The sequence below is a fragment of the Acinetobacter sp. 251-1 genome (assembly GCF_030329305.1).
Lineage (GTDB): Bacteria > Pseudomonadota > Gammaproteobacteria > Pseudomonadales > Moraxellaceae > Acinetobacter > Acinetobacter piscicola_A.
Map to the genome: position 1 here is coordinate 73,350 of NZ_JACANS010000007.1, position 17,586 is coordinate 90,935.

Consider the following 17,586-nt stretch of genomic DNA (forward strand, 5'->3'; position numbering starts at 1 on the left):
TGTTCAGCTTTAATGGGAAGATTTAAGCTTAGGCATGGATATAGCAGGTAACTTTTTACATATATTTATCTTGATTTTCACTTCAGTTAGTTTTTAAGATAATTTTTAACAATGATATTTTGACTGGTTGAGAAATCACCATTATTTGGGTTGATTGTTCTATTCATGCAACATATCGTTTTACAAGTAACGCTGATTTAAGATTAAAAAAGTTTAAACTGAAAACATTCAGAAGTGAGATTAAAAACATGAACATTAAAGCATTTACATTCGGTTTAGTTGTTGCATCAGTTGCTGTAGCTTCGGTTGCAAAACCTGTGGATTATAAAATTGATCCAACGCATACGGCGACAGTATTTAATTGGAATCACTTTGGTTTTTCTACACCATCAGCAAATTTCAGTGACATTCAGGGAACAATCTCTGTAGATAATGCAAAACCTGCAAATTCTTCAGTGAATGTAACCATTCCATTAGCAAGCTTAAATACCAATGTAAAAGCTTTGGATGAGCATTTAAAAACTGCTGACTTTTTTGATGCTGAAAAATATCCAAACATCACGTTTAAAAGTACAAAAGTACAAGCTCTAGGTAAAAACAAATACAAAATTACAGGTAACTTAACTGTGAAAGATGTGACTAAACCTGTGGTATTAGATGCAGTGCTAAACAAACAAGGCGTGCATCCGATGACTAAAGCACAGGCGATTGGTTTTAATGCAACAACGTCATTTAACCGTTCTGCATTTGGTGTTGGTGGTTATGTGCCAAATGTTGGCGATAAAATCACTGTAAACATCACTACTGAAGCTTCAGTTGCTACAGATAAGTAATATTATCAATAGTTTGTGTTAAAAATTTATTTTTTAGCACAAGCTATTTTGTCGTTTATGTTGCGCTAAAAGATGAGTATTTTACCTATTTTTACTATAAAATAAGAATAATTGTAAGTTTATTACGCCAAGATTACGCCAGAAATGAAGATCCCAAAGCCACGCAAAAGAGGCAATTCATTCCGTATTGAATTAATGTTTAATGGGCAGAGAATCAGTGCCACAAGAGACACTGAAAAAGAATGTGAACAATGGGCTGCTTTGAAATTATTAGAACTTAAGACTGGTAAAGCGCAAGTTGATCAAGGTATTAAACCTAGCTTTCCATTTAAGCAACTTTGTGAAAAATATTATCTCGAGAAAGGCAGTAAATTAAAGTCTGCATATGTGATTCGAAATAAATTAGATAATATCGACAGAATTTTGGGTGATTTGGCCACAAAGTCTATTCATGACGTTACACCCAATGATGTTGTTAAATGGCGTAACAAACGCCTTGAGGAAGTTAAAAGCAGTACGGCATTGCGAGAATTTGCAATGTTCTCATCCATTATTACCTATGCACAAAAAGAATTATTTTTAATTGACCGTAATGTTTGGCAAACCGTTGTTAAGCCAGATAAAGGCAAGGGGCGTAATCAGCGGATCAGTATTGAAGATCAAGAAAGATTAATTCAGTTTTTTAAATGGGATATAACGAAAAAACCAACTAGAGTGATGCATTACACATGCTGGGCTATGTTATTTGCACTTGAAACTGCAATGCGCCAAGGCGAGATTTTAGCAATGAGGCGTGAACATATAAAAGACGGTTTTATATTTCTACCCATGACAAAAAATGGTGAATCTCGAAATGTACCATTATCTAAAGAAGCTAAAAGGCTTTTAGATCTCATTCCTTTGGATCAAGATTATATTGTTCCTGTAAAGCAGAAGTCATTGGGTAGAACTTGGATTAGAGTAAGAGGCGAAGCAGGGCTACCACATATTAATTTTCATGATACACGGCATGAAGCGATTACACGAATGGTGAAAGTTAGAAAGTTACCTGTGGAAGTTTTGGCGAAAATTACTGGGCATAAGACTATTGGGATATTAATCAATACTTATTACAATCCAGACGCGCAGGATCTAGTTGAGATGTTTAATGAAACCGAGAGCTAATTAGCTCTCGGTCTGCCTCTTTGTTTTTTTGTAGTTAGTACATTATGTGCAAGTTGGGGATTGTACAAACATTTTCCTGCTGTGCCTTGATTAATACTGACCAATTTATCTCGAATTGTATTTACACTGAGGTTGTAAATTTTTGCAAGTTGAGCTGCTGAGACCAATTTAACCTCAACTTCTTTCAATTCCTTAACAACAGCACCACCAATATTTTGCCCAATTGTGACTTGGGGTGGGCTGTTAGATTCGACTACAATTAAATATTCTTGCAATGCTCCCATCACGCCACCTTTTCCTTTGCCCACCAAGCAACTGGACCATCATCTGTATCGTTTATGGCTATAAGAAACCATCCATCACCTTTCGGCGGGGTAGGTTGCCATTCCTTAACAGCATCAACATCACCTTCACCCCAATATTTATCTGCCAATTCCTCGGTGCAATCCCACTCCATCGCACTACAACGCACATTAATATTGAAATGGATTAACATCGTTGAATGCTCTGATTCAGTCATACATTCACGATCACCAAGCAAATTACAAAGATATTCATTCAAAATTGGATGAACCCAAAAACCGCACTTGTCACGAATAACTTCTTCGGGTTTTAATTGATTGATTTCCATCACACAACCTCAACTTCTCAAATGTTCTTCAAATTCAGCACCTAAAGCCATAGCAAGAGCATTGCCATTTAACTCACTAGTGACCAGTCCATACTGTTTTTTAAAGCGAAAATTAAATGCTTTACCATCGGCTAAAATTTTTACCTTATATCCTAATTTTTCTAGCCAAAGTCGAAAGGCCAGAAGGTTTTTAGCTTTGACGACTGTTTTCATTATTGAGCATCTCCATTAGGTCCATTCTCTAACTCAAATCGACGTGCACGAATGTAGCCCATGAGTTTTGGCTGAATGTCTGGATGACGACCACTAACATCAATTTCTAGTGCATCTAACGTGGTAAGGTTGGGTGCATTTTGGATCTGCACCATCAATGATGGTGGTTGTTCAATAGGTTGAGCATCAACACTCAACTCGCTTAAGCGTTTATGAATTGCCTGTAATAAAGGTTGGCGTTGTTCAGCTGACCATTTATTTATATATCGAACCAAAGCATTAGCTTCAGCAGGACTTTGTGCTTGACTCGCTCTATTGATTAAATCTGTAAGTTTTGTTTGGTATTCACGTTCAGCCTCTGCATTTGCTTCTTTGGCCAAAGCTTTTCTACGAAGTTCAATATGCCCATCCAGATGATTTTTGTGTGTAAATATCAACTTAGGATTGTTGTGAATCTCAGTCGTAATAGCGTCCAATTCCTCAGCGCTCATTTGAAAAATTTTGTACGTTAGTTCCTGTTTGATTTCAGCGCTTATGTGAGACTTTTCCTCATCACTATTTAGAGAAAAATCGTCAGTTAGTTTGTCTTCTGAAACAGTTACATTTTCTTGGCTTTCAATCTCAATATTAGACTGAGGTGTATACGTTTTGGGATCTAGCTCAAGTAATTTGTCTTCAGTTAGTTTGCACAAGTATTGATGCTGTTCACGCTCCAAATGACCATTGGCGAGAAATATTGGGCGCAATGAAAGCACTGCATCTGTCGTGGTGCAATTGGCAATTTGTTCGCTGAACTTTTCAATTATTGCGTTTGCATCCGTCTCTATTGCATCAACATCTTCAACGGTGAAAGCAGGGTTACTTTTTGGTGCCGGTTCCGCTTCAACCACAGGTTCTTTGGCTTTACGTGTACGCTTTTTAATAGGCTTTTTTTCAACAATCTTAGTGGGTACAAGATCAGAAACTTCTTCCGTAGCATGAAATGCATCCATTATTTTGAATAAGTCTTTACGATCATCATCATTTAATTTTGGATCAGCATTAATTTCATCACTGATTTTTTGTATATCTTCAGGTGACTTTGTTTTATAGATTTTAGATTCAATGCAAGCAAAATAGTCATCTGGTGTACCAATGACAATAGTAGGTGTTGGTTTAGGCTCAGCAACAGCTTCAACTTCGATAGGACCTAATGATCCGCCGTTTAGAGTAATAAATGCACGTGCATGGGCAATAGCATCATCAGAAGTTCTATGTAAAAGCTTTGATGCGATCAAACGTTTTAAATAATTAGCATTGTCAGTAGTACTTAAAATTTCAATAGGACGATTTACATCTAAAAGATTAGGTGCGTAATACATGGTAGAATTGATTAAATCATCTGCACCTTGGATACACTCAGGCACTTCTAGATCTAATTGGCCAATCGTCATAAAACGAGGCGCAAGGCAAAACTCGTAATCAGCACCAAAGAACACAGTAGCAGGGAACTGACTCAACTCGCCAAAGTCGAGCAGTTGACCGACTGCACGACACAACACTGCTTGACCAGATGACATTGCTTCAAAAGCTTGTTTAGCGTTTAAAATATCCATTTGTTATCCCTCAGTGGTGCATTGCTTGTTGTGGTGAGTTTTGATTTTGTTGGGTTTGTTTTGTTGGCCAACCCATTTGATCTGCTCGAGCACGACAGGCATTATTAATATGTGTTTCATATTTTGTGCCTTTGAATGTCTTAGCAGCAGTGAGCAAAACACTCTTATCTTCAGTCTTTTGAATTGCAGCTAAGGCAGAGTTATAGATCTGTTCCTGTGTTCGAGTATCCTTGGGTTTTAGTGGGGTAGTTTGTTGTTGAACAGGCTGTTGCATGTTCTGGTTTTGTTGCTGATTAGATTGTTGTGAGCCTTGATTTTGCGACTGAGTAAGTATTTTGTCTGCTTGATAAGCATGATCATACTCATATAAATATTTACTACCATCGTAATTTCCAAGATATACATCGGCGGCTACACCCACGGCTTTAAATGCTACACCCAATGCATCAGTGACTGCTTTCTTGTAACCTTCATCACTAGCTTTTAATTGACCTTTAGCTATCTCAACAATTTCAGAACCACCAATACCCGAGAATTCTTCACCCCATGCACCTTCAAATTTAGTTTTAACAGCAACTTCTGCAAAACACATAATAGATCCATTGGGTGCAGCTTCAGACCAGGTACGCACAATTCGATATGTCCAACCATGACCTACAGGACCAAATGCTTGAGTCATGGCCATTAATCGCCATTGTGGGTTAATATCAGATTTACCTTTAAGATAACCAAATTCAATTTTTTTCAGGAAGTTGCTAGGGGTTTGTTTAACATCATTCCAAATTTTAAGATTATTTGTTGTCATGACCAGCCCCTTTAGTTATTGTATTTAGCATTGTTATAGGCAATGCGTTGATTCGCTGAGTATCGTGTATCACGTTGGAAGCAAGGCTTACTTAACATGATTGCCAAAGCTTTACGTCTTTCAAAGTCACGCTCACGTGCTAATTCTTCTTGAACCCAAGGCAATTGATTGAGTTTTTCACGTAAAGCAGCATTAAGATTTTCTAATGTAAGCAACCAACGCACATAGCTATGCTTTAGATCTGCAAGGGCAGTGCCACGGTATTTCCCGAAGTGAATCACTTCTTGTTTTTGAGTAGAAGTTGTCATCAGATCGCCTCCACCAAATGATTTTTTTCAATAAAACCCACAAGCACGTTATTAAAGTTGCGGTGGTCGATCTGGTCGGTGAAGTCGCGATATGGATTGCCTTTTTCATCAAAGACTTTGATTTCGCCGAGTTCTTTAATTTCTACAGCTGTGAAGTCATAACCTGGTACGCCGTTGCTGTCTTTATGTGCTTCATAACTAAAAGGGAACGTCACAGTAAGGTCATCAAGTTGAATCACCGCATAGCCTGTGCTCATTGATGTGATTTCAACGGTTTGCACAGCATAAGTGGAAGGGATGTATTCAGATGCTAAAGGCGGTTTGTATTCGGTAGCCTTAGGCTCATGAATGAAAGCAGCTACACCCGTTGTGATTAGAGCACTGAGCGCAAATACTTGGAAAAAGCGCTTTGGCTGTACACTGTGTGTAACAGTGGGGTTGATGGAATTTAGTTTTGCATTCATAATTGATCTCGCAGGTTTCTGTAAAAAGCACACGGTTTTGAAGGTCGGTGTGCTTTTTTATTGTCTGTGAGATAAAATATACCTTGTAGGTAAAATAAAGTAAATACCTTGTAGGTAAAATTTAATGTGCTTTATAGGTGTATTTTAAGTATAATAGACAAAAGAAAACCAACCACTAAGGTGATAAGAATGAGTTTAGGAAATGAAATACACGAATGGCGTAAACAACTAGTAGAAAAACTACTGTTGAATGGCGTGAAGCCTGAGGATTTGGAAGAGCAGGTGAACGCGGCTAAGCTGGTTGTGTTTGGTGGTCGGGTTGTTACTGCTACTATTGAAGTGCCACTTAAGTATGCAGATGAGCTAAAAGCCACTCTTCTTGAATTCTCAAAAAAGAATGGCTGTTTGTTAGATATTAATTAATGCAAAAGGTTGATATCGTGGGTTAGAGCTTTTTCCAGTCATTAAGGCTTTGTTCTGTTGATTGCTCTTCATAACCTTTCTTGATTTGCTCTAAAGATTCCAAGTATACGTGAACCCATAATTCTGCATCAGTAATGTCAAAAGCGCTTTCATGTTTGGAACGCTCATTAATAGTTGCTTTAGTAAGCTCTAACGCTAGGGCTTCTATAATTTCAGGTTTCATATTTTCTCCGATATTTATGGATGTTTTGAGAACAATGTTGGTGCAGAGTCTCAACTTCATAATATCAGGGAAAGTATGGATTTTTAAAAAGAAAACCCACACTGGGTGGGTTATGGAGTTTGTTATGGATAAAACCAAAGCTATTTTAGCTATTGAATCAGCAATATCAAAACTTGAATCAGTGAAACTCAAATCCTTTATTTTAGAGTGGTCTGAAAACTACCAAAAAGTAGGTCGAATAACTCCAGATGAGGAAATTAAGCAATTAAAAGATACATTGGCGTGGCTTAATTCTAGTTCTTAACCATCTCTATTTGGTCTCGGTAATTTGGGTAGATATTTTCGGCAAAATAATACTCCCACCCATATTTGCAGGAATTCATTTCTTGATAAGTTTGCTCTGAAATATCATAAATGGTTAATTTCATGTCATTTTCGAAATTTATCTCAAGACGACTTTTGTGCTCAGAGCTTTTACCAAGATAACCAATATTAACAATTTTAGATTGATATTTTTTGGGAATATTATCCTTGAATTTCACAGTTTCTCTCCACCCGATCAGTAAGCTGCGTCGGGTTCGCAGATTTAATTATTTTGTTTAACGAGGTGTTGAAATGAACTTTGTAACCAATTCAGAAGAGGGACCAGCTCCAGCTCAGCTTCAGCATGATTGCGAGCTCGAAAGAAAACACAATAAATCGGAACTAAGGAAGATTGCTGAACGCTTCCTTCACGAATTTCCCAAAGAAACTCCGTTTGATAAAAATCAGCAAACTGTTTCCCAATAACCTCAAGGGTATGGGATATAAACATCTCATCAAGTTTATAGATATCGATTAATGAGTAATTAACACTTGGTCTAAAGCAAAATTCGATATACCCATGATAGACAGCGTGTTCGTCTTCTCTATCAAAAAGAAAGCCAGTTGTCATGAAGGGAGTGTTTTGTATATTTAATTGGTATACAGCTTTTTTGATCTCTGGAAGATTCTCGAATTCAGTTATTAAGTCAATTTGCGCTGGATTTTCAACTAAATTAAATCCACCATTATTTGAGGCACCACCTTCAAAATCTTTTCTATATGGGAAATTTTGCCAAGAATCGTTAACTCTTTTTACAACCATCTCAGTTTTCACCTTTAGTAATTCGCATGTTTAAAAGTATCGCGTCGGGTTCGCAGTTTTAATTATCCGTTTTCTTAGGAAACATTGGTTTTCCTAACTTTCCTTCTTCACAAAGTTGAACAATCTGCTCATTAGTTAAGACAGGTATGAAATACGTTTCTCCAATATCCTTTGACAAGATTTTTACTTCTTCTGCTGTAAGGACGATCGCCTCATTATTTGCTGCTGCATCATTAATTCGAGTAATAATTTGATTGATTGGTAGTGCTAAATTATCCATAGGTTTCTCTAATGCTTATTTAAAGTTAATGTTTTAATTACATTTCTTTCTACGTTTTGCTCGATATGTGTATCGAATACAATCAATCACTTGTCCAACAAAATTACAATTTTCATCAAGAGGGATGACATTTGGCTTGAATTCAGGGTTTAAAGCTTGCAAATAGCGAGAACCATCTGTTTCAATCACCAACTTCTTAAAAGTAGCATCCTCAAACTTTCTTACAACAATCATGTCACCAGACTGCATATCACCATAATAAACATCAGGATCTACCAGAATATAATCACCCTCAAGAAAATCAGGATTATTACTAATACCTTGAACCTTTAAGTAATAGCAATTCGTGCATTCATCTGGCAAAGGAAGCCACTCTTCAACCTGCGACATATCAACAGTACTTACATTTGTAAATGTACCCGCTTGAACCCATGACAGCACTGGAGCCATGTTTGGCTTAATAAATTTAACGTTAGTGTTTTCCTGTTTGGGTGTTGCAATGCCTGACTGGTCTAAAAAACCCTTTGGCTTATGAAAGGCTTTTTCAATTTTTTCAGCAGTATCGTCACCAATATTTTTTGTTGGGTTTTTACCAATATATTGGCTCACAAGGTTGTAAGACATATCAATTTTTTCAGCAAATTCTGTTCTAGTTAAACCTAATTCTTTTATTAATCTTTTGGTGTTGCTAAGTCTTATTTCATGAATTGTTTGTAACTCAGTCATCACGGAAGTACCTCTAAAAACTAATAATAAATTTACCTTATAGGTAGAAAAAATAAATACCCTCAGAGGTTGAAAAATATTTACCTGTTAGGTATATTTAATTAATATTTACCTTTAAGGTGTATTTATGCTTACCCTTTATGATTTTTGGCGAGGATTAGAAAAAAGTGAGCGTATCCAATTTTGTGAAACCACAAAAATTTCTTATGGGTACATGGAATCTCACTTAATTCATGGTCGAAAAAAACCAAGCATGGAAACTATTCAAAAAATGGTTGATGCAAGTAATGAAAAGCTAACTCACAAAGGAATTTTTGAATTCTTCTTGGGAAGCTCAGCTGCCATCTAAGCAACATTATGAGCAAAGTATTCATGTTCTTTGCTTAAAAATATACGTGAAAGAAAACAAGGATTTCACAATGCAAGAAATTTCACTTAGTCGGGAAGCGCAAACGGCTATTTTTAAAATGATTAACCAAACGCAAGGGATTTCACCAAAAGAAATTGCTCAGGTTACTGGTGACTCACACAACACAATCTGTAATTACGGAAATGTGGGTATGCCTAATCATTTACCGAGTTTAAAGAAACTCGAAGCAATCATGATGTACACACGGAATCCTGAAATTTTGAAAGTGTGGGCACATCAGTTGGGGTATGCCTTAGTTCCAGTAGATTGTGGTTCCAACAAGCATCACGAGTTATCAGTTTTTGAAGCAATGATGCAGCACAACATAAAGTCAGGCAAAGCCAATAAAGCAGTTTACGAGGCTTATGAAGATGGCGTTGTAACACCACAAGAATACGAGACTATTCATCAACTCACACAAACATTAATTGAGTTAGCAACAGCTGTTGATCTGGCAGCACTTAAGCAAATGAAGAAATACACATCATGTGTAGACAATGAAAAAGCCTGATCTTGGGAATCAGGCTTTTGGTAATTCACAAGTAGGAAACCAATGAATATGAAATTAAATATACCAAATCACCCATGCACTAACAAGTGCACTGAGTTTAAAAACGAGCCGTGTAATCACTGTTTAATTCCCTCGAATTCGCTGGAATTAAAATCGACCGAAAGTGATTTCTTGGTTGGTGATGCTGTGGTTTTAGACATAACAGTATTAAGTGCAACACTAAAACCTTTTGAGGGAATTTATAACGTCCTTGAGGTTTACGAAAATACAGTTTGTGTGCTCATTGAATTAGGGACATTAACTTTAAATAAAAAGTTTGTCCGCCAAGCCACCGTCGCCGAACTCCACGCCAACCGCCGTTTAACCGAAGCTGAACATGCTTTAGCGGAGGTGTCATGAACACTGAGCAAATCATTCAATCTTGGCATGAACCTGCGTTACACATGCTTGGTTCATTGCTCTCAGTGCGTAAAGCTAATTTACGCAAGATCAATCGTGATGAAAATAATGCCATGGTGTTACAGCAAGAATTCATTGAATCACTGATGAACTACCACAGGATCTCTTTGTGGCAAGCGAGTGAAATCGCTGCAAGCTTGGTACGTGCTGGAAGAGTGGCACGTTACGGTCGGTTTTTACAGATCAAGGAAGGTGCAGCGTGAGTCATTATTCAACACTAAAAGGTCTAGGTAGAGCAGTTGCTTATTATCCCGCTATTGGTATTGCATTAGGTAATCCACTTGCTGGCATCATGCTATCTCAGTTGATCTATTGGAGTGATAAAACTGATAATAAGCTTGGCGTTTATAAGACTGCTGAAGAGTGGACGGCAGAAACAGGGCTAACATATAGCCAACAGCGTACAGCTCGAAAATTACTATGTTCACTAGGTATTCTAGTTGAGACTGAAAAACGATTAGAGCATAAGATTTTCTATAAATTAGATATTGCTGTATTCGATCATTGGTATCAAACCAACGTAATCAAAGCTGAAATCAGCGAAATTCAAATTGCAAATTCCCGAAATGAAGATTTAGCGTTCGGGGATAAGCAAAACATTAATTCGGGGTCGTCAGATCATCAATCCGTTATACACAAGATTACTTCAGAGATTACTACAGATATAAACACACAAGAAAATTCGCCTAAAAATTCTGTCGATGAAGTTTTAAATCTTTGGGTACCTGATTTGCATTCTTTGAATTCTTGGTTACAGCGCTCTGGTGAACAAGCAATGACTCAAGATCAAGCTGAGCAAGTTTTGATTGAGGTGAATTCATATTATTCACCGCGTTTAAAACTAGGAAAACTCACTGACACCCAAATGTATTCAAATTTTGTGAAGTGGATTAAGCGCAATAAATCAACAGCGAAAAAACCACCACGCGCTGAAAACAAAAAAACTCAACCTGCAAATCGCAACGTCAACGAGGCATGGGCAAATCAACCACAGTACGAAGGACCTGTTGATCATGTTGACATACCGGAGGATTTTTACTGATGAATGCAATTTCTCTAATCAACCACGGTTTTCAACAAGTGGAAGCATATTGCACCATACACCGTATTGCTAAGGTTCAGTCTGGTCCATTTCAAACTTGCCCTAAGTGCGCCGTGAATCACGTTGAAACAACCAATCAAGATCGACAAGCTGAAGTAGATCGTATGGTTCGTGATAAACATTTCTCAAGCGCAATGCTTCCAGCTCGTCATGCAAATTCAGGATTTAGAAATTACATGTTGGATTCAAGCAATCCTGGTCAAGCCAATGCGAGAAGTCAGTGTGTGAGTTACACCAAATCAATCGCAATGGGCGTTAAATCAAATTTAATCATGGTGGGGAGTACTGGCGTTGGTAAAACACATTTAGCGTGTGCAGCAGCAAGAACTTTACTCAGCAAAGGGCTGTATGTTCGCTATATCACTAGCGAAGAACTTACTCAAAAAATCATGAATGCTTGGGATAAGGACAGCAAAGGTCAATCTGAAGAATCTGTAATTCATGATTTTACTCAATACCATTTGTTGATCTTGGATGAATACGGTTTACACGATCGCGAAAAGCGCTTGGAACTGGTCCATAAAGTTTTATATGCACGTTATGACGCAGGTAAGCCCACCATGCTGATTTCAAATCTCACTTTAGCTGAATTGCAAAAAGACTTAGGGGATCGTCTTTGGTCTCGATTTCAACATGATGGTTTGACGATTGTTGAATGTAATTGGGCAGATCAGCGCGTGCAAAAGAATGGTGCGGTATGAATTTTCAAATAGGCAATTACGTCACACATCCGAGTACAGGTCGCCCTAATAAGATTAAGCAAATCCGTATTAGTAAGGGTGTGAGATGGTTAGGATTTGGCTCAAACACAATTGGTTGGGTTAAAGCGGATGATTGTAAGCCTTGGGATGGCCCTAAGGTGTTTGGAGCGACAGCATGAACGAAGCATTCAATCAACGTATTTGGTCGGTACAAGTCGGCAAGAACGCAACACATGCTCAAATTATCGCTAAACGCCGATTGCGTGAAGAGCTTGAAACTGAAATGGAAAAGTTCTTGGCGAAAGGTGGTGAGGTGGAGACTTTAGATCGCTCACAGTATCAGACTTTCAGAAGCCCTTGTTTTGACAAATCAATACATGAGTTACAACAGCTTGCAATTAAAAACAAGCGAAAGTCGTTTAGCTATTGGTGTGACACGCATGGGATTGCTCAGTTTAGGTCAAAAAATGCGAAGTGTATTCGGTGTGAGGTCACATTGTGAACAAGTGTAATAAGATCAGCAAATTGTATCCGTCAAGAGTAAATCAAACTCATATCAATGAATTGGGTGTGAATAAGTGTATCCCTTGTGAAGCTGATCTACTCAGCACTGATCTTGAAATTTATGGTAATGCAATAACTCGTTGCCAAAATGCTGCACAGGATTGTCCTGAGGCAGGGTATTGCAAATATGGTGAATGCTTTAACCAACTCTCTTATGTTGAATCGGTTGAGCGTTTAGAGGTTATTGAAAAAGAGCTTGAGCATTACAAGAGTAAATGGTTAAAGCTGAATAGTCAGCATTTGCATTTAATCTCATGCTTAAAGCTTGCTGTGAGTGATGCTGTAAAGAATAACAACTCAGAATATGCGTTTGCATATCGTTCATGTTTGACAATGTTGGAGCGAGTGGTTTGAGCAGCATATCAACCGCTGAATACAGAGCCCAGTATGCAAAACCACGCCGTAGTAAGCGCCGTGTGACTGTGAAAAAAGAACGAGTAGTCAGTGAGGGTGAGGCTACGCTCGCACAGCATTTAAAGTTGTACAACATCGAGTTTCAGGCAGAGTTTCAATTTAATCCTGAACGCAAGTGGAGGGCGGATTTTTATATTGTGGGTAGCAATGTTTTGATCGAGGTTGAAGGTGGGATTTGGAGTGGTGGGAGGCATACAAGAGGGAAAGGTTACATAGCAGACATGGAAAAATACAATTCAGCACAACTACTGGGTTATTCAGTGTATCGGTATAGCACTGAGCAGGTTAAGAGTGGCAAAGCGATTGAAGACATTAGACGGTTGGTGGAGTGATGGGTATGAATGCAGCGGTTACGATTATGCAAGCAACGGATTGGAAGAAGTATAGCTTTGAAGAATGGTGTCGCCAGCTCGGAGCTTGGATCAATGGTGATAATGAAACGATGGTACGTGTTGTAAAGACTATGCCAACCAAACGTATTACACAGCAACAACGTGAAAAGCTACTCGCTATGTATATGAATGATGTAGAGCTAAAGGATCGTTTATGTGTACGCCGTAAGGGTACGTGTTGCGAGTTAGATAGTAATGAGGCGCGTGCAATACACAAGTTATTTTTAGATATTCAAGCTATTGATGATGAAGTCGTTAATGAATGGATCAGCGCCATTTGGTCGCACTATGTTATGGGAAGTTCAGTACGAGATATTGCAAAAAGTAATGATACGTATGTTTCACAGATCCAACAGGATATTAAATGTGGTTTAGCATTTGTTAAATCGCGCTACCCTAATTTCATCATTGAAAAGTTTGTAAAAAAGGAAGTAATTGAATCCACTTGACTGTATATACGGGGTATGGCATATTTCTGCTATAGTGGACGAAGTAATAGTAATTCACACTAAATTGTACGATTAATATACCCACTCACCAAATAAGTGGGTATTTTTTTGTTTAGTGGAATTTGGTGTGTGTAATAAGTTGATATAAAATATCAAAAAAATTGTTTGTTATTTCTTTCTAAATTTTGTATAAAAAAAGTACAGTAAAAAATGAAAGGGGAAATTGAATGCTTAATAATTCTATAAATTTCTTGTTTTTTGTTTTTATGTACCTAGCGCTTACAACATTGGTATACATGATTGGAAATTTACCAATGTAGTAAGTTAAATTAATCTATATAAAAGCTCATCGAAAGGTGGGCTTTTTTATTGTCTGTGAAAAGACAATCATCTAGTAGTAAAAGGTGAGTATTATTTTGGATTGGCGACCCATTAACACAGTCAGTTTGCCAGTATTGATACTGCAAGGGTTTTGTTTTTGTGCGAAGCCCTTTTTTAATATTTCAATTCAGGAAAATAAGATGAAAAGTATTATTGCTGCTTTGTTACTTTTGTTTGTTTCAGTTACTGCAAATGCCACTTTTTTTGATGGTCCTAAAAGTAAGTGTGGTCCATTGAGTAATGCTGCTTGTGGTGAGTAGTTTTAATTAGATCGATTTCGTACCATTTAAGCCCATCGAATTCGAACCCTTTAGCTATTCATAGTAATTCATAGTTATTTTTATACATAACCCTGTCATTTGATGGGGTTTTTAATGCTTAGAGGGAAGTGAAGTGAAAAATCAACATCAAAAAATTAAGGGTTATCGTGACCTATCTCAACAAGAAATTGACTTGATGAATGAAATTAAGGCAATAGGTCCACAAGTCCAAGCTGTTATTGAGAAAGTCCAAAATCACATTTCGACACAACGCTATAACTGTAAGTGTGATGCTGGTCAGCAAGTTCATGATTTGGATGAGTGGGATCGTCTTGAATCTGCAACACCTGAACGCTTTGCTGCTATGGCCAAGACAGATTTTCAAACAGGTTTAATGTATTTGGTTCGTGCAGTTGCTCAACCGACAACTTTCTAACCTTTCGCTACGTTTACTTAACCCCGAAAGGGGTTTTATTTTGTCTTGGAGAAAGCAAAACAATGAAAAAACGTCTTTTAGTTGTTGGTCTAGTGTGTGCAGTAGCAATGGTCGGTTGTTCTCGTGATGCTCAAGTCGCATCTAAAAATCTATCTTATGCTGCGGATAACTTTGAACTGGATCGCCGTGTGGTTTTCTACAATGGAATCACTGGCGAATATATTCTGACAATTGAAGGTAAGTGCTCATTCGATGCTGTTAGTGAGCGTAAGGTTGATGTGACTTGTAAGACTGGTGCGTCAGAATTCAAAAAACATTCGTTAGGCATCTCAGACAATGTAACTTACTTTTCAGAGCAGCTATCCAGTAAGGGTGTGAGTGCTTATCACTATAAAGTTGCATTCAAGCCACAGTCGATTATTTCTGATATAGATTTAAAGCTAAATTAATTGATATATAGAGTATATTTTATATATTTATGTTAATATTACCTTGCAAAACAACAACCTGAATCAGCGCAAAAGATCAGGGGAAAGCCCTTCAGTAATGGAGGGCTTCTTTTTGAGTAAAATTTACAAAAAAATTACTTGGCATAAAACTAAATTCAAGTAATATTGAATTGCATAAGTAATTCCCCAAATTGCTTATGTATGTGACTTTTATACCTACGATTTCCTACAAATTGTAGGTTTTTTTATGGGCTAAATTCATGGAAACCTCCGAATACACTGCACTCACCAAGAAGAAACCATTAAAGCCTAAATCCAAAACTCGTCCATTGCCCAAAGCAACACAAAAATATTTAGAAGCTGAAGAAACTCTATTTCAAGAACTAGAAGAAAATAACATTGGTTATCGAAGAAAATTCCAATTTGAGCCTACGAAAAATTGGCGATTCGATTTCTATATTGTGAAACTCAATCTTCTGATTGAAATTGTGGGCAGCTCATGGTCGGTAGGTCGTGGTGGTAAGAAGATTGCAAACGCATTTAACAAATATGAACTCGCTGAAAACATGGGTTATACGATTGAACGATTTGAACCACATACAGTTGAATCGGGTTATGTGATTCGTTGGATTAAAATTCAATTAGAAATTTAATCATGTTAAATGTAGTATAAAGAGTAGTGGCTTTCAATTGTGATGGTTTATGTTTACTAGTTTTTTAGATAATTCTAAAGCGCTAACATGGTTGTTTTCAACAGTTTTTGTAGCCTTCTTACCAATCTTAATTCGATTTATTGTGTGGGTATTTGGCAATTTTCCATCTTTTTCTATTTACTCAATCTCTGATATTTTTCTTTTTTCATTAATTATTCATTTGTCTGTTATACACGAACTAAGACATTTGGTGAGCGAAGAGCTAAAAGGTTGGAGGGATAAATTTATTATTTTATCTGTGGTTTTTATTTTTATTATTATGATCTTTTTATTATGCTCTTATTTAAATGAGGCGAGTAAAAACTTTAATGAAGTTGCGCTTTTAGTTATGAGTATTTTTTTTGCCTTAGTTAGTGTGGTGATTGGTTTTAATATTTTTTATAAAACATGTTGTCAAATTCCTGATTCTTCAAGTGTTTGAGTGAGATGATTATGGAATATGTGCTATATTTAATTGGATTCATTATGGGTATTTCAGCTCTATTCATGGCTTTAAAATCTATTTTGGATACTCGAAAAAATGCTGCTGCTGATTTTTTGCGTCGGCATGAGAAAACTTTAAGAAGACACAATAACTATCCAAAGGATTAGGGTTTGTAATGCTAAGACATTTTATTTATCTTGATACTGAAAAACTGTATTCCATTTCATCACAATTATTTAACGGTTTTACTGAAGAGGTTATAGCTGAAAAAGGTCATAACGAATCAACAGAAGAAACTCAAGAGATGGGGTATGTAAAGGGTAAGTCTTTAGGGCATTTATATATTGAAGCAACTAAATCTATTGAAAAGAAATTTTTACATGATCAAGCATTTGTTGTAGTTGAGGAAAATCTAGAATCTCAAAATCAAGTTTTAATCTTGAATAGCAGTATTGATAAGATAGCTATAGATGATTTTAGCCAATACCCATTTGTTAAAATTAAAGCAAAAGTTCAATTTATTGATTATTTGAGTTTAAACAAATTATTAGATGATTTTAATGAAGTTGGAAAAAGTTTAACTTATTTAGTTAATCAATCTCAATTTGAGAGTCATGCTGAGATTAAGAGAGTGATTAACAAAATAGGTGATAGAAATAAAAAAGCTATTGAGAGTGCTAAATATGCACAATTACCAACTGTGGAGCAACTAGCGTTAGAAAGTGGTTTAAATATCAATCCAGATACTTTAAAACACATACAAAATATTGCAAAGTTTGCTTTTACTGATGAGTTTATATTTAATCAGAAGCTTAAAAGTTTAAAGTTTAATAGCTATGTGAATCGTTCTTATTTAAGAGAACCTGTAAGTCTTCTGCTTAAAAAATACCAATTTTCAACTCATAAAGAACTAGTTGTTTTTGGGGTCATTAGTCAATTTGAGGATAGTGTGATAGAGAATGCAGGGAAAAATGATTTTGCAAAATTCTCAGATGCAATAAGTAACTTAGCTGAAATAAAAATAAGTCTAGATCAAAATATAAGTGGCCTTGCGACAGGTGAAGTAATCATTGATCCAATAGCCGCTTATTTTGAATAAAAGATAACCCGCCTAATGGTGGGTTTTTTATT

General features: G+C 36.7%; 31 protein-coding genes. 20 read left to right on the forward strand and 11 right to left on the reverse strand.

What is annotated here, in order from left to right; translation table 11 throughout:
• The first annotated feature begins 248 nt into the window (after nucleotides 1-248).
• Both HX129_RS07075 and HX129_RS07080 read left to right on the forward strand, forming a co-directional pair.
• Nucleotides 249-833 (forward strand): YceI family protein, encoded by a 585-nt coding sequence (locus HX129_RS07075; RefSeq protein WP_180045559.1) that lies wholly within the window; start codon nucleotides 249-251, stop codon nucleotides 831-833.
• A 144-nt stretch (nucleotides 834-977) separates the two neighbouring features.
• Nucleotides 978-1,997: a tyrosine-type recombinase/integrase gene (locus tag HX129_RS07080; protein WP_286436091.1), complete on the forward strand. Its 1,020-nt coding sequence runs from the start codon at nucleotides 978-980 to the stop codon at nucleotides 1,995-1,997.
• Here HX129_RS07080 and HX129_RS07085 read toward each other — a convergent pair.
• Genes HX129_RS07085 through HX129_RS07115 form a run of 7 tightly spaced genes read right to left on the reverse strand, consistent with a single transcriptional unit; the run spans nucleotide 1,994 to nucleotide 6,013 of the window.
• Nucleotides 1,994-2,281 (reverse strand): DNA-binding protein, encoded by a 288-nt coding sequence (locus HX129_RS07085; protein WP_286436092.1) that lies wholly within the window; start codon nucleotides 2,279-2,281, stop codon nucleotides 1,994-1,996. The genes HX129_RS07080 and HX129_RS07085 overlap by 4 nt on opposite strands.
• Nucleotides 2,281-2,628: a hypothetical protein gene (locus tag HX129_RS07090; protein WP_130073636.1), complete on the reverse strand. Its 348-nt coding sequence runs from the start codon at nucleotides 2,626-2,628 to the stop codon at nucleotides 2,281-2,283. The genes HX129_RS07085 and HX129_RS07090 overlap by 1 nt, the downstream gene beginning before the upstream one ends.
• 9 nt (nucleotides 2,629-2,637) lie before the next feature.
• Complete coding sequence (locus HX129_RS07095; RefSeq protein WP_130073635.1) at nucleotides 2,638-2,841, reverse strand: hypothetical protein; 204 nt, start codon at nucleotides 2,839-2,841, stop codon at nucleotides 2,638-2,640.
• Nucleotides 2,841-4,436, reverse strand: coding sequence for a hypothetical protein (locus HX129_RS07100; RefSeq protein ID WP_286436093.1), 1,596 nt, complete (start codon nucleotides 4,434-4,436; stop codon nucleotides 2,841-2,843). The genes HX129_RS07095 and HX129_RS07100 overlap by 1 nt, the downstream gene beginning before the upstream one ends.
• A 10-nt stretch (nucleotides 4,437-4,446) precedes the next feature.
• Entirely contained in the window at nucleotides 4,447-5,241 is a 795-nt protein-coding gene (locus HX129_RS07105; protein ID WP_130075533.1) for a hypothetical protein, read from the reverse strand.
• Between the two features lie 11 nt (nucleotides 5,242-5,252).
• Complete coding sequence (locus HX129_RS07110; RefSeq protein WP_286436094.1) at nucleotides 5,253-5,549, reverse strand: hypothetical protein; 297 nt, start codon at nucleotides 5,547-5,549, stop codon at nucleotides 5,253-5,255.
• A complete protein-coding gene (locus tag HX129_RS07115; protein ID WP_286436095.1) occupies nucleotides 5,549-6,013 on the reverse strand; it encodes a hypothetical protein in 465 nt (154 codons plus the stop codon). Before HX129_RS07115 ends, HX129_RS07110 begins: the two co-directional genes overlap by 1 nt.
• A gap of 189 nt (nucleotides 6,014-6,202) precedes the next feature.
• On the opposite strand from HX129_RS07115, the gene HX129_RS07120 reads away from it, so the two are divergent.
• On the forward strand, nucleotides 6,203-6,436 hold the full coding sequence (locus HX129_RS07120; protein ID WP_286436096.1) for a hypothetical protein: 234 nt from the start codon (nucleotides 6,203-6,205) through the stop codon (nucleotides 6,434-6,436).
• 22 nt (nucleotides 6,437-6,458) lie between these two features.
• Here the strand turns inward: HX129_RS07120 and HX129_RS07125 are convergent, their stop codons facing one another.
• On the reverse strand, nucleotides 6,459-6,659 hold the full coding sequence (locus HX129_RS07125) for a hypothetical protein (protein WP_107010229.1): 201 nt from the start codon (nucleotides 6,657-6,659) through the stop codon (nucleotides 6,459-6,461).
• Between the two features lie 124 nt (nucleotides 6,660-6,783).
• On the opposite strand from HX129_RS07125, the gene HX129_RS07130 reads away from it, so the two are divergent.
• Nucleotides 6,784-6,963: a hypothetical protein gene (locus tag HX129_RS07130; protein WP_286436097.1), complete on the forward strand. Its 180-nt coding sequence runs from the start codon at nucleotides 6,784-6,786 to the stop codon at nucleotides 6,961-6,963.
• A 282-nt stretch (nucleotides 6,964-7,245) separates the two neighbouring features.
• On the opposite strand, the gene HX129_RS07135 is transcribed toward HX129_RS07130, so the two are convergent.
• From HX129_RS07135 to HX129_RS07145, 3 genes are read right to left on the reverse strand one after another with little or no spacing between them, the layout of a single operon-like run.
• Complete coding sequence (locus tag HX129_RS07135) at nucleotides 7,246-7,785, reverse strand: hypothetical protein (RefSeq protein ID WP_286436098.1); 540 nt, start codon at nucleotides 7,783-7,785, stop codon at nucleotides 7,246-7,248.
• A 58-nt stretch (nucleotides 7,786-7,843) separates the two neighbouring features.
• Nucleotides 7,844-8,065: a hypothetical protein gene (locus HX129_RS07140; RefSeq protein WP_286436099.1), complete on the reverse strand. Its 222-nt coding sequence runs from the start codon at nucleotides 8,063-8,065 to the stop codon at nucleotides 7,844-7,846.
• Between the two features lie 33 nt (nucleotides 8,066-8,098).
• The gene (locus HX129_RS07145) at nucleotides 8,099-8,791 is read right to left on the reverse strand and encodes a LexA family protein (protein WP_286436100.1); all 693 of its coding nucleotides are present in this window, start codon (nucleotides 8,789-8,791) and stop codon (nucleotides 8,099-8,101) included.
• A 127-nt stretch (nucleotides 8,792-8,918) separates the two neighbouring features.
• On the opposite strand from HX129_RS07145, the gene HX129_RS07150 reads away from it, so the two are divergent.
• From HX129_RS07150 to HX129_RS07225, 16 genes are all read left to right on the forward strand, one after another.
• Nucleotides 8,919-9,140, forward strand: a complete 222-nt coding sequence (locus tag HX129_RS07150) for an XRE family transcriptional regulator (RefSeq protein ID WP_286436101.1) — start codon at nucleotides 8,919-8,921, stop codon at nucleotides 9,138-9,140.
• A gap of 70 nt (nucleotides 9,141-9,210) precedes the next feature.
• Nucleotides 9,211-9,711, forward strand: coding sequence for a phage regulatory CII family protein (locus tag HX129_RS07155; RefSeq protein WP_286436102.1), 501 nt, complete (start codon nucleotides 9,211-9,213; stop codon nucleotides 9,709-9,711).
• Nucleotides 9,712-9,897: 186 nt separating this feature from the next.
• Nucleotides 9,898-10,110: a hypothetical protein gene (locus HX129_RS07160; protein ID WP_228257115.1), complete on the forward strand. Its 213-nt coding sequence runs from the start codon at nucleotides 9,898-9,900 to the stop codon at nucleotides 10,108-10,110.
• Nucleotides 10,107-10,373, forward strand: a complete 267-nt coding sequence (locus tag HX129_RS07165) for a hypothetical protein (protein WP_130075290.1) — start codon at nucleotides 10,107-10,109, stop codon at nucleotides 10,371-10,373. Before HX129_RS07160 ends, HX129_RS07165 begins: the two co-directional genes overlap by 4 nt.
• Nucleotides 10,370-11,212 carry a hypothetical protein gene (locus tag HX129_RS07170; RefSeq protein WP_130075289.1) on the forward strand — a complete coding sequence of 281 codons (843 nt, stop codon included), beginning with the start codon at nucleotides 10,370-10,372 and terminating at the stop codon, nucleotides 11,210-11,212. The genes HX129_RS07165 and HX129_RS07170 overlap by 4 nt, the downstream gene beginning before the upstream one ends.
• Nucleotides 11,212-11,973 carry an ATP-binding protein gene (locus HX129_RS07175; RefSeq protein ID WP_286436103.1) on the forward strand — a complete coding sequence of 254 codons (762 nt, stop codon included), beginning with the start codon at nucleotides 11,212-11,214 and terminating at the stop codon, nucleotides 11,971-11,973. Before HX129_RS07170 ends, HX129_RS07175 begins: the two co-directional genes overlap by 1 nt.
• Nucleotides 11,970-12,152 carry a hypothetical protein gene (locus HX129_RS07180; RefSeq protein ID WP_286436104.1) on the forward strand — a complete coding sequence of 61 codons (183 nt, stop codon included), beginning with the start codon at nucleotides 11,970-11,972 and terminating at the stop codon, nucleotides 12,150-12,152. Before HX129_RS07175 ends, HX129_RS07180 begins: the two co-directional genes overlap by 4 nt.
• Nucleotides 12,149-12,475 carry a hypothetical protein gene (locus HX129_RS07185; RefSeq protein ID WP_286436105.1) on the forward strand — a complete coding sequence of 109 codons (327 nt, stop codon included), beginning with the start codon at nucleotides 12,149-12,151 and terminating at the stop codon, nucleotides 12,473-12,475. Before HX129_RS07180 ends, HX129_RS07185 begins: the two co-directional genes overlap by 4 nt.
• Before the next feature lie 68 nt (nucleotides 12,476-12,543).
• Nucleotides 12,544-12,891: a hypothetical protein gene (locus HX129_RS07190; RefSeq protein ID WP_286436106.1), complete on the forward strand. Its 348-nt coding sequence runs from the start codon at nucleotides 12,544-12,546 to the stop codon at nucleotides 12,889-12,891.
• Nucleotides 12,888-13,283 (forward strand): putative endonuclease domain-containing protein, encoded by a 396-nt coding sequence (locus HX129_RS07195; RefSeq protein ID WP_286436107.1) that lies wholly within the window; start codon nucleotides 12,888-12,890, stop codon nucleotides 13,281-13,283. The genes HX129_RS07190 and HX129_RS07195 overlap by 4 nt, the downstream gene beginning before the upstream one ends.
• A 5-nt stretch (nucleotides 13,284-13,288) precedes the next feature.
• Nucleotides 13,289-13,792 (forward strand): hypothetical protein, encoded by a 504-nt coding sequence (locus HX129_RS07200; RefSeq protein WP_174492729.1) that lies wholly within the window; start codon nucleotides 13,289-13,291, stop codon nucleotides 13,790-13,792.
• A 774-nt stretch (nucleotides 13,793-14,566) separates the two neighbouring features.
• A complete protein-coding gene (locus tag HX129_RS07205; protein ID WP_286436108.1) occupies nucleotides 14,567-14,869 on the forward strand; it encodes an Acb2/Tad1 domain-containing protein in 303 nt (100 codons plus the stop codon).
• A 62-nt stretch (nucleotides 14,870-14,931) separates the two neighbouring features.
• Nucleotides 14,932-15,318, forward strand: coding sequence for a beta-sandwich lipoprotein (locus tag HX129_RS07210; RefSeq protein ID WP_286436109.1), 387 nt, complete (start codon nucleotides 14,932-14,934; stop codon nucleotides 15,316-15,318).
• Nucleotides 15,319-15,578: 260 nt separating this feature from the next.
• The gene (locus HX129_RS07215; RefSeq protein WP_286436110.1) at nucleotides 15,579-15,971 is read left to right on the forward strand and encodes a PDDEXK family nuclease; all 393 of its coding nucleotides are present in this window, start codon (nucleotides 15,579-15,581) and stop codon (nucleotides 15,969-15,971) included.
• Nucleotides 15,972-16,020: 49 nt separating this feature from the next.
• On the forward strand, nucleotides 16,021-16,452 hold the full coding sequence (locus tag HX129_RS07220; RefSeq protein ID WP_286434758.1) for a hypothetical protein: 432 nt from the start codon (nucleotides 16,021-16,023) through the stop codon (nucleotides 16,450-16,452).
• A 178-nt stretch (nucleotides 16,453-16,630) separates the two neighbouring features.
• Nucleotides 16,631-17,554 carry a DUF6414 family protein gene (locus HX129_RS07225; RefSeq protein WP_286436111.1) on the forward strand — a complete coding sequence of 308 codons (924 nt, stop codon included), beginning with the start codon at nucleotides 16,631-16,633 and terminating at the stop codon, nucleotides 17,552-17,554.
• Nucleotides 17,555-17,586: the final 32 nt, after the last annotated feature.

Bases quoted from the DNA above. Each gene is read 5' to 3' on its own strand.
- HX129_RS07180 (WP_286436104.1), top strand. From the start codon at position 11,970: ATGAATTTTCAAATAGGCAATTACGTCACACATCCGAGTACAGGTCGC.
- HX129_RS07145 (WP_286436100.1), bottom strand. From the start codon at position 8,791: ATGACTGAGTTACAAACAATTCATGAAATAAGACTTAGCAACACCAAA.
- HX129_RS07135 (WP_286436098.1), bottom strand. From the start codon at position 7,785: ATGGTTGTAAAAAGAGTTAACGATTCTTGGCAAAATTTCCCATATAGA.
- HX129_RS07220 (WP_286434758.1), top strand. From the start codon at position 16,021: ATGTTTACTAGTTTTTTAGATAATTCTAAAGCGCTAACATGGTTGTTT.
- HX129_RS07125 (WP_107010229.1), bottom strand. From the start codon at position 6,659: ATGAAACCTGAAATTATAGAAGCCCTAGCGTTAGAGCTTACTAAAGCA.
- HX129_RS07085 (WP_286436092.1), bottom strand. From the start codon at position 2,281: ATGGGAGCATTGCAAGAATATTTAATTGTAGTCGAATCTAACAGCCCA.
- HX129_RS07120 (WP_286436096.1), top strand. From the start codon at position 6,203: ATGAGTTTAGGAAATGAAATACACGAATGGCGTAAACAACTAGTAGAA.
- HX129_RS07150 (WP_286436101.1), top strand. From the start codon at position 8,919: ATGCTTACCCTTTATGATTTTTGGCGAGGATTAGAAAAAAGTGAGCGT.
- HX129_RS07200 (WP_174492729.1), top strand. From the start codon at position 13,289: ATGAATGCAGCGGTTACGATTATGCAAGCAACGGATTGGAAGAAGTAT.
- HX129_RS07185 (WP_286436105.1), top strand. From the start codon at position 12,149: ATGAACGAAGCATTCAATCAACGTATTTGGTCGGTACAAGTCGGCAAG.
- HX129_RS07115 (WP_286436095.1), bottom strand. From the start codon at position 6,013: ATGAATGCAAAACTAAATTCCATCAACCCCACTGTTACACACAGTGTA.
- HX129_RS07105 (WP_130075533.1), bottom strand. From the start codon at position 5,241: ATGACAACAAATAATCTTAAAATTTGGAATGATGTTAAACAAACCCCT.
- HX129_RS07155 (WP_286436102.1), top strand. From the start codon at position 9,211: ATGCAAGAAATTTCACTTAGTCGGGAAGCGCAAACGGCTATTTTTAAA.
- HX129_RS07140 (WP_286436099.1), bottom strand. From the start codon at position 8,065: ATGGATAATTTAGCACTACCAATCAATCAAATTATTACTCGAATTAAT.
- HX129_RS07075 (WP_180045559.1), top strand. From the start codon at position 249: ATGAACATTAAAGCATTTACATTCGGTTTAGTTGTTGCATCAGTTGCT.
- HX129_RS07175 (WP_286436103.1), top strand. From the start codon at position 11,212: ATGAATGCAATTTCTCTAATCAACCACGGTTTTCAACAAGTGGAAGCA.
- HX129_RS07095 (WP_130073635.1), bottom strand. From the start codon at position 2,841: ATGAAAACAGTCGTCAAAGCTAAAAACCTTCTGGCCTTTCGACTTTGG.
- HX129_RS07110 (WP_286436094.1), bottom strand. From the start codon at position 5,549: ATGACAACTTCTACTCAAAAACAAGAAGTGATTCACTTCGGGAAATAC.
- HX129_RS07215 (WP_286436110.1), top strand. From the start codon at position 15,579: ATGGAAACCTCCGAATACACTGCACTCACCAAGAAGAAACCATTAAAG.
- HX129_RS07090 (WP_130073636.1), bottom strand. From the start codon at position 2,628: ATGGAAATCAATCAATTAAAACCCGAAGAAGTTATTCGTGACAAGTGC.
- HX129_RS07225 (WP_286436111.1), top strand. From the start codon at position 16,631: ATGCTAAGACATTTTATTTATCTTGATACTGAAAAACTGTATTCCATT.
- HX129_RS07080 (WP_286436091.1), top strand. From the start codon at position 978: ATGAAGATCCCAAAGCCACGCAAAAGAGGCAATTCATTCCGTATTGAA.
- HX129_RS07210 (WP_286436109.1), top strand. From the start codon at position 14,932: ATGAAAAAACGTCTTTTAGTTGTTGGTCTAGTGTGTGCAGTAGCAATG.
- HX129_RS07100 (WP_286436093.1), bottom strand. From the start codon at position 4,436: ATGGATATTTTAAACGCTAAACAAGCTTTTGAAGCAATGTCATCTGGT.
- HX129_RS07130 (WP_286436097.1), top strand. From the start codon at position 6,784: ATGGATAAAACCAAAGCTATTTTAGCTATTGAATCAGCAATATCAAAA.
- HX129_RS07165 (WP_130075290.1), top strand. From the start codon at position 10,107: ATGAACACTGAGCAAATCATTCAATCTTGGCATGAACCTGCGTTACAC.